Raw genomic sequence first — 7,873 nt, forward strand, 5'->3', positions numbered from 1 at the left:
CAGCCTCGCTTCGCTCGACAGCTCCTACAGTGTGATCAAGCGTCGCCGCCACCGTTTTTTTACCGTATCAAGCTAGCGCGGTTTCTCGGGTTTATAGCCTAGCCGCAAGCCACCCCAATGGCGCCCCTTGAGCATGATCGGCACTGAAAGGTCATGCATCAGCTCACCCGTATCGCGCGTGTAGGTCTGCAACAACACGGGCTGCTGGTGGCTACCGCAACGAATCCCGGTGCGGTCGGAGAATTTGCGTTTAGTGCGATTGTTTACCGTGTCCACCTGCGGATCGCCGGTCAGGGGTTGGCTGAAGACGTTGTTGTGGGTCGGTACATAACCTTCCTGGGTACAGGCAATAGCGAATACCAGGCCCTCGTGCCGGGCGAGCAAAGGTTCCTGGATGGCCGGCAGGACCTGATCGGTGTAGCGGTCGAAACGGGTCTGGAACTTGGCGGGCTGGGTATTGGGGATCGGCTGGTAGCTGCGGTCGAACAGGTCCTCCAGGCTGACACGGCCCTGGTCGATGTCTGCCTCGAACTGGGCCGCGATCTGGCTTGCCCCTTCGCGCGCCAGGTCGTAGACCCGCTGGTGATAATCGTCCAGGCCGACCTCGGCCAGGCGTTCGCTGATGGTTTCAGCCTGGCCTTCCATTTGCACGGCCGCTTGAGCCAGGCGCTGGGTCTGCTGATCGCTGATGGACAGGTCGCTGCGCATCTGTTCGATGGCGTGAAACAGGCTGTCGAGTTGTTCGCGGTTGGTGTCGGTGCCTTGGGCGATGGCGCTGACCTGGGTTTCGACGCCGGCCGCCAGCCGGGCTATGTTTTCCAGGTGCTGGCCGGTGTGCTCGACCTGCTGCACGCCACTGTCCAGGTCGCTGGCCAGTTGGCGAATCTGCTCCACCACTTGGGCGGTGCGCTGCTGGATGTCCGCAACCATCACCCCGACCTCGCCGGTTGCCGCGGCCGTACGCCCGGCCAGCCCACGGACCTCGTCCGCCACCACCGCGAAGCCACGACCATGCTCACCGGCCCGTGCGGCTTCGATCGCCGCGTTGAGTGCCAAAAGGTTGGTCTGGCTGGCGATCGACTGAATCACCAGGCTGACCCGCTGGATTTCATCGCTGCGCACGCTCAGCGCCTCGATCAACTCGCGGCTGTCGTTCGCGCGCTGGCTGAGCTGGTGCATCCGGCTGATGGACTCCACCAGTTCGCTGCGCCCGGCAACGCTACTGCGATGGGCCTCACTGGCAGCGCTCAGGGCCTGCTGGCTGAGTTGTGAGGTGGCCTGCTCAGTGGCGATCATCGATTCGGCATTGCCGACGATTTGCGCCGCCGCATCGAGCTGCGACTGAACCTTGCCAGCCAGTTGCTTGACCGAATAGGCGACGCCGGCTGCTGATAACGCGTTATGGCTGGTGGTGTAGGACAGATCACGGGTCAGCTCGGCCAATGTGTCCGCAGCGGCCAGTTCAGGAGGCGCGGCGGCCAGACGCGAGCGCAGGCGCGGTAGCCAGACAATGAGCATCGCCAGGGGCAGGCCCAGATACAACGACAAACCACCCAGGGTCATGCCGCACAGCAGCAAAGTCAGCGCAAGACTCTGCAAAGTCGGCGTCAGCCAGCGCGCCGTGTTGCTGGTCACAGGCACCGAAGCTGGCACCGCCCTCGCCAGGGAACCGTCTGTCGCCATATCAATCACCCACATTTCTCGTTGTTATACCCGCATTAAACGCCACTACGGAGCCATTATCCATGGTCCATTAGTCGTGTTTTTGTCGAGGGTCAACGCAAGTAGGCGAACAGGCGCAGCCGAAAGCAAAAAGATCGCAGCGTCCGGAAGGAAGCTGCGATCTTTTCTGAAACGCGAATCAGGCCTGACGCTGGTGCTTGTCGATCTGTTCGTGACGTTCCTGAGCTTCGATGCAGTACTTGGTGGTCGGGCTGATCAGCAGGCGCTTGAGGCCGATCGGCTCGCCGCTGTCATCACACCAGCCGAAGCTGTCGTCGTTGATACGGTCCAGGGCCTGCTCCAACTGAGGCAGCATGCGCTGGTCGCGATCGATGGCGTTGACCAGCCAGGTCCGCTCTTCTTCCACGGAAGCAGCGTCCGCCGGGTCAGCCGGGGTATCCAGGCTCTCAATGGCGATTCGGTTCTGTTCGATGCGCTCGTGGGTTTCCACTTTCATGTTCTGCAACAGCTTGGTGAAGAAAGCCAGCTGCTCGGCATTCATGTAGTCATCCGCCGGCATGGCCAGCAACTTTTCCTTTGTCATTGATTTCTCTATAAAAAAACGTGCATTAAGGCGAATTATGAAGCGTCCCGCAGCGCGCTGCCACGCTCATCGGGAAGGCGCCGTCTATTCCAAGCGCCACCCGGCACTCAATTTACGAGGGGCGGCAGTCTAAGGCCGAGTCGAAGCCTCAGCAACTGAAAACATAGGGAAAATGTCCGACAACCCTTCTAAATGTTCTCTGACAGGCTTTTGGCAGTCATCGGAGTGCGTTTATAACAAGAAATTCGATTCAATAGCTGTATCAAGAAGACAAATGGCAACGCCACGCGGGTCAGGCGTGGCGCTTTGTCGCAGCGAAAGGCCCTTCAGCGTTTAAGTTTGCGCTTGTTGCGGTACTGGTCGATGACCACCGCCACCACAATGATCAAGCCCTTAATGATGTCCTGGATGTAGGCATCCACGCCGACGAAGGTGAAACCACTGGCCATGACCCCGAGGATCAGCGCGCCGATCACCGTACCGGTGATGCGCCCTACCCCACCGGCCAGGCTGGTGCCGCCGATCACGGCCGCCGCAATCGCGTCCAGCTCATAGGACATGCCCATGCCGGCCTGCCCCGTGGCGGCCCGCGCCGAAGCCACCACCCCAGCCAGCCCCGCCAGCAGCCCGGCGATGCTATAGACGATCACCAGATGCCGTTTGACATTGATACCCGAGGTGCGTGCCGCCTGCATGTTGCCGCCGATGGCGTAGGTGTACTTGCCGTATTTGGTGTAGCGCAGGGCGATGTGGAAGATCACCGCCACCACCAGGAAAATGATCACCGGCATGGCGCCATGGCCGATGGCGGTATAGGAATCGGACAACATGCTCACCGGTTGGCCTTCGGTGTAGTAGCGCGCCAGACCACGGGCCGAGACCATCATGCCGAGGGTGGCAATAAAGGGAGGGATACCCGTGATGGCGATGATGCTGCCGTTGATCGCTCCGGCCAACAGCCCTACGCCCAACCCCGCCACCACCGGTATCCATACGGGCAAGTCCGTCAGGGAGGGAAACACCGCCCGGGTGAAATCCGACGTTTGGGCCAGGCTGGCGGCGATCATCGCCGACAACGCCAGCACCGAGCCGGAGGACAGGTCGATACCGGTGGTGATGATCACCTGGGTCACACCGATGGCCAGCAGACCGATGATCGACACTTGCAGGATCATCAGCACCAGACGCTGGGAGTTCATTAGGAAACTCTGGTCGCGCATGATCCAGCCAAACACTTCGAACACCAGGCCGATGCCGATCAGCACCAGGAAGATACTCAGTTCCGTCGGCAGCCGCCGCCGTGTCCTGGCCGGGGCGGCCGCGGGTTTGTTTTCCAGTATCGCGTTCATAACCATTCACCTTTTTTATCTGTGGCGAGGGCACAGCTCGCTCTGGTTTCTGTAGGAGCTGACTCGCGGAGCGAGGCTGCGATCTTTTGATCTTTCGCTTGAGACTCAAGTGGCTGGGGAAAGATCGCAGCCTCGTTGCACTCGACAGCTCCTACGGAACCCCGCGCGAGCTTGAGGCCTTCTGTTATCAGGACAGACCCGAGGCCAGTTGCATGACCCGTTCCTGGGTCGCCTCGCTACGGTCCAGCGTGCCCATCAGGTCCCCTTCATGCATCACCATCACGCGGTCGCTCATGCCCAGTACTTCCGGCAGTTCCGAAGAAATCATGATCACCGCCATGCCTTCGCTGGCGAGGTAGGAAATGAGCCGGTAGATCTCGGCCTTGGCGCCAACGTCGATGCCACGGGTCGGCTCGTCGAGGATCAGGATGCGTGGGTTGGTCATCAGCCATCGGGCCAGCAGGGCCTTCTGTTGGTTGCCGCCGGACAAGTTGTCGATGCACTGTTCCAGGGACGGAGTCTTGACCCTCAACTTCTTGCACATGTCTTCGCACAACGCGCGCAGGGCTTTCTGCTGGATGAAGCCGTTGCCGACGTAATGGGGCAACACGGCCATTTCCATGTTTTCCAGCACCGACAGGCACGGGAACAGGCCACTGAGTTTGCGATCCTCGGTCAACAGCGCGAAACCCTTCTCGATGGCCATGTGCGGGTCGCTGATGCGTACCGGTTGGCCGTCCAGGTGGATTTCCCCCCCCGTGCTCGGGGTCACGCCGAAAATCGCCTCGGCCACGTTGGTCCGACCCGAGCCCATCAACCCGGCGATGCCGAGAATTTCCCCGGCATGCAGGTCGAACGACACACCTTTGAAGATGCCGTCCAGGCTCAGGTCGCGCACCGACAGCACCAATTCACCGATAGGTTGTTCCCGCACCGGGAACAACTGGCTCAGTTCGCGCCCGACCATCATTGATATCAGGCTGTCGCCGTCCATGCTGTCGGCTCGTTGCAGGCCGATGTAGGCGCCGTCGCGAAACACTGCCACTTCATCGGCGATGGCGAAGACTTCGTTCATTTTATGGGTGATGTAGATGATGCCCTTACCTTGAGACTTGAGGTCGGCAATGATCGAGAACAGATGCGCGACCTCCGTCTCGGTGATGGCCGAGGTCGGCTCGTCCATGATCAGAATGTCCGAGTCGTAGGACACCGCCTTGGCGATCTCGACCATCTGCCGCTCGGCAATGCTCAGGTTGCCCACCTGCTCTTCAGGATCAAGGTTGATACGCAGGCGCTCCAGCAACCTGGCGGTGCAACGGTGCATCTCGCCATGGTCGACCATGTGCAGGCCGTTGAGCTGCTCGCGGCCGATCCAGATGTTTTCAGCGATGCTCATGTGGGGCATCAGGTTCAGTTCCTGATGGATCATCGCGATGCCGGCCTGCAGGGCTGCCAGAGGTGTGTCGAACTTCACCGGCTTGCCCCGCAGGCGCAGCTCACCGGCGTCCGGCTGGTAGATGCCGGCAACGATTTTCATCAGAGTGGATTTGCCCGCACCGTTCTCGCCCATCAAAGCCAGCACGGAACCGGGGCGCACCCGCAATTGCACATCCGACAGGGCCACCACACCGGGAAACCCCTTGCTGACATTGGCGACTTCCAGCAAGTACGGTTCTTCAGGTATTACGTCCGGCCGGACAGTAGCCGCCGGGGCGCTCGAAGCAGTCGCTGAAGCGAACATGGTCAGGTACTCCCTTGGCAAGGTCAGTGGGCGACCTCGCCTGTTTATTGTTGTGGTAGCAGTACGTTAAACGTCACTTGAACTGATCGACGTTTTCCGGCGTGATCAGGCGATACGGCACCCATACGGCCTGCTCGACCGGCTGTTTCTTGACCATTTTCACCGCCGTGTCGATCGAACCGTCGGCCTGGCCCTTGGCGTCCTGGAACACCGAGACCGCCATCTGGCCTTTCTCGATGGCGTTCAATCCGTCCGGCGTGCCATCGACCCCGGCGATCAGTACGCTGCCGTTCTCCTTGCCCGCTTGCTTGAGGGCCATGGCGGCGCCGATGGCCATCTCGTCGTTGTTGGACACCACGGCTTGGAAGTCGCGACCCTGGGTCAGCCAGTCGTTCACCAGGTCCATGCCCTTGTTCCTCAACCAGGTGCCAGTCTGTTCCTGTTCGATCTTGATGTTCGGGTACTTGGCCAAAACGTCCTTGACGCCTTTGGTGCGGTAGGTGGTGGAGTTGTTGGCCAGGTCACCCAACAAGATGACGATATTGCCCTTGCCGCCCATCTTGTCGGCAAGGTATTGCATCTGCATCCGCCCGGCTTCCAGATCATCGGAGGCTACGGTGACCACACCTTCCGGCAACTTCGGTTCGTCCGGGCGGCGGTTGACGTACACCAGGGGGATGCCGGCGGCCACGGCGGCCTTGGTGATGCGCTGGGTCGCAGCGGTATCCACCGGGTTGACGATGAGCGCGTCGACCTTCTGGCTGATAAAGCTTTCCACCTGGCTCAGTTGCTTGACCACATCACTGCGTGCATCTTCGAACTGCAAGGTGACGCCATCCGGCAGGGACTTGGCTTTGCTGTCCATCGACTCACGCAGGTACGTCAGCCAAGTGTCATCGAACTGGGACATGCTGACGCCGATCTTCAGGTCGGCCAGGGCGGCGCCGCTGGTGAGCATCAACGACAGGGCCAGCGAGGCGATACGGGTCTTGGTCTTCATGAACGGTCTTTCTCCACTTTGTTGTTGGTTTTATGGATAAGGCGTAGCGGATCAGGAACGCGGCAAACGCACGATGGGCGCACCGGGCATGCAACACACCACGGTGCCGTTGCGCTGAATGCACAGGGACTCGAACAGGGGAAGGATTGCGCACAAGCGCAACGAGCGTGGCAGGTGAAACGCAGAACGGCTGAAGGTTTTCATCGACGGTACCTGGCTGTGTTTCTTGTTGTTGTTTTGTCCGTCATTTGCTCAAGGCTGGCTTGGTAGAAGACGAACAGAGTTGTCGGTAACCTGGAATCGACTTTATTGGAAAATATTTTCCATATCAACTAATTTTAGAATTTTATTCGTTTTTTATTCCATGACCGACAGGCGTGGATAACCTCACCACTTCACCCTGTTCGGCGCTCTGCCTGGCCGCGTCTAGAATGCGCGTGGTCGCCAGTGCATCACGGGCTTGCACCGGCAGCGGACCGGCGTTCTGCAAGGCGGTTTGCAAACTCTGGTAGAACGCCATCCAGCAACCGCGCTCCGATGCCACACGCTCGCGCTCGCTACCTTGCTCGAACCAGCCCCAGCGCCGATGCTCTTCGCTCCCCCAGCGCTCACCCTCGGTCGCCGGGCTCAACCCGGCCAGCGCCTGGGCCTCCTGGCCGTCCAGGCCCTCGACGGTATAGCAGCCCCCGGTGCCGCTGACCCGAAAGCGCGGGCGCGGAGCGTTTTGCAGGCAACTGCCGCTCAGGTGTGAAAGCACGCCGTTGGCGTGAGTCAGGGACATAAAGAAACCGTTGTCGAACACCTGCCCTGGCTGCCGGTAGTCCAGCTCGGCGTACACCCGGGTCACCGGCCCGAACAATTGCAGCGCCTGGTCCACCAGATGGCTGCCCAGGTCCCGCAGAAACCCGCCGCCGCTGCCTTTACCGACCGAGGTTGGCGAATAACGCTCGACGCTGGACTCAAAACGAATGACCTGCCCCAGCGCACCGGACTCCAGCAGTTTGCGCAAGGTCAGGTAGTCCGAATCCCAGCGGCGGTTCTGATACACGGTCAGCGGCACGTTGCGCTGCTCTGCAACCAACACCATCGCCTCGGCCTGGGCGGCATCCAGGGCGAAAGGTTTGTCGCTGACCACTGCAACACCCAGTTCAATGGCCTGCATGACCACGGCCGGGCGACCGTCCAGCGGCGTGGACACCACCACCGCATCGACGCCTGCCGCCACCAATTGCTCGAGGGTGTCGAAGGCTTGCGCATGCGGGTGCTCGTTCGCCAGTTGCTGGCGCCGCTCAGCAGACCGCGTCACCACACCGACGAACGTAGCCCCGGGCAGACTGCTGATCAGCGGCGCATGGAAAAACCGCCCGCCTTTGCCGTAGCCGACTAGTCCGATTCGCATGAAAACTCCTTGTTAATCACTGAATGAATGCAATCCCTGTGGGAGCTGAGCTCCCACAATTTGACCGAGTACCTTTGAAGCAACGCAGTCGACTGTGGGAGCGGGCTTGCTCGCGAAG

7 protein-coding genes are annotated in these 7,873 nt (G+C 60.5%); all 7 read right to left on the minus strand.

Translation table 11 applies throughout. The features are described 5' to 3' along the window. Positions 1–72: 72 nt before the first annotated feature. The 7 genes from HU811_RS22585 to HU811_RS22615 all read right to left on the minus strand — a co-directional run bounded on the left by HU811_RS22585 (position 73) and on the right by HU811_RS22615 (position 7,755). Positions 73–1,683 (minus strand): methyl-accepting chemotaxis protein, encoded by a 1,611-nt coding sequence (locus tag HU811_RS22585; protein ID WP_092399340.1) that lies wholly within the window; start codon positions 1,681–1,683, stop codon positions 73–75. Positions 1,684–1,861: 178 nt separating this feature from the next. Then, complete coding sequence (locus HU811_RS22590) at positions 1,862–2,266, minus strand: TraR/DksA family transcriptional regulator (protein WP_003202859.1); 405 nt, start codon at positions 2,264–2,266, stop codon at positions 1,862–1,864. 326 nt (positions 2,267–2,592) lie between these two features. Continuing rightward, positions 2,593–3,615 carry an ABC transporter permease gene (locus HU811_RS22595; RefSeq protein WP_047230207.1) on the minus strand — a complete coding sequence of 341 codons (1,023 nt, stop codon included), beginning with the start codon at positions 3,613–3,615 and terminating at the stop codon, positions 2,593–2,595. A gap of 187 nt (positions 3,616–3,802) precedes the next feature. Beyond that, positions 3,803–5,356, minus strand: a complete 1,554-nt coding sequence (locus HU811_RS22600) for a sugar ABC transporter ATP-binding protein (RefSeq protein ID WP_092455379.1) — start codon at positions 5,354–5,356, stop codon at positions 3,803–3,805. 73 nt (positions 5,357–5,429) lie between these two features. Then, positions 5,430–6,356, minus strand: coding sequence for a sugar ABC transporter substrate-binding protein (locus HU811_RS22605; RefSeq protein ID WP_092398851.1), 927 nt, complete (start codon positions 6,354–6,356; stop codon positions 5,430–5,432). 51 nt (positions 6,357–6,407) lie between these two features. Further along, positions 6,408–6,560 (minus strand): hypothetical protein, encoded by a 153-nt coding sequence (locus HU811_RS22610; protein ID WP_177193354.1) that lies wholly within the window; start codon positions 6,558–6,560, stop codon positions 6,408–6,410. 142 nt (positions 6,561–6,702) lie between these two features. Then, on the minus strand, positions 6,703–7,755 hold the full coding sequence (locus HU811_RS22615; protein WP_092398853.1) for a Gfo/Idh/MocA family protein: 1,053 nt from the start codon (positions 7,753–7,755) through the stop codon (positions 6,703–6,705). Positions 7,756–7,873: the final 118 nt, after the last annotated feature.

The organism is Pseudomonas tehranensis (genome assembly GCF_014268615.1).
Lineage (GTDB): Bacteria > Pseudomonadota > Gammaproteobacteria > Pseudomonadales > Pseudomonadaceae > Aquipseudomonas > Aquipseudomonas tehranensis.

Bases quoted from the DNA above. Each gene is read 5' to 3' on its own strand.
- HU811_RS22605 (WP_092398851.1), bottom strand. From the start codon at position 6,356: ATGAAGACCAAGACCCGTATCGCCTCGCTGGCCCTGTCGTTGATGCTC.
- HU811_RS22590 (WP_003202859.1), bottom strand. From the start codon at position 2,266: ATGACAAAGGAAAAGTTGCTGGCCATGCCGGCGGATGACTACATGAAT.
- HU811_RS22610 (WP_177193354.1), bottom strand. From the start codon at position 6,560: ATGAAAACCTTCAGCCGTTCTGCGTTTCACCTGCCACGCTCGTTGCGC.
- HU811_RS22595 (WP_047230207.1), bottom strand. From the start codon at position 3,615: ATGAACGCGATACTGGAAAACAAACCCGCGGCCGCCCCGGCCAGGACA.
- HU811_RS22615 (WP_092398853.1), bottom strand. From the start codon at position 7,755: ATGCGAATCGGACTAGTCGGCTACGGCAAAGGCGGGCGGTTTTTCCAT.
- HU811_RS22585 (WP_092399340.1), bottom strand. From the start codon at position 1,683: ATGGCGACAGACGGTTCCCTGGCGAGGGCGGTGCCAGCTTCGGTGCCT.
- HU811_RS22600 (WP_092455379.1), bottom strand. From the start codon at position 5,356: ATGTTCGCTTCAGCGACTGCTTCGAGCGCCCCGGCGGCTACTGTCCGG.